Raw genomic sequence first — 313 nt, forward strand, 5'->3', positions numbered from 1 at the left:
TGGAAGATCGGTACGCCACCGCCGACCGGCGTCAGCCGCGGATGGTGTGCCAGCGGGGCAACGGCGGGCTCGGCCATGTACTGATTCCATTGGTGCGTGGCCATGCCGAACGATGCGGCGGTCCATGCCTTGTCAATGGCGACGCCAACGGTGAGGAACGGGGCGGTATCCGCGCGCTCGAAAGCGCGCAGGTGACCTCCCGCGTCCGTAATGGCGATTGTCGCGGCGAATCCGCGCGCGGCGCAGGCGCGGCGCGCCTCGGCCAGCAGTGCTTGCGCGGCTTCCAGGCTGATCGTTGTCGTGCTGATGATTT

1 protein-coding gene is annotated in these 313 nt (G+C 67.7%); it reads right to left on the bottom strand.

Translation table 11 applies throughout. From position 1 onward, the window contains the following. The coding region (locus AB3X89_RS40450) for a heme-binding protein (protein ID WP_368588090.1) at positions 1-311 on the bottom strand (311 nt) is incomplete at its 3' end. Between the last annotated feature and the right edge of the window lie 2 nt (positions 312-313).

It is taken from the genome of Paraburkholderia sp. BR14320 (assembly GCF_040948665.1).
In the GTDB taxonomy this organism is placed as follows: domain Bacteria; phylum Pseudomonadota; class Gammaproteobacteria; order Burkholderiales; family Burkholderiaceae; genus Paraburkholderia; species Paraburkholderia youngii.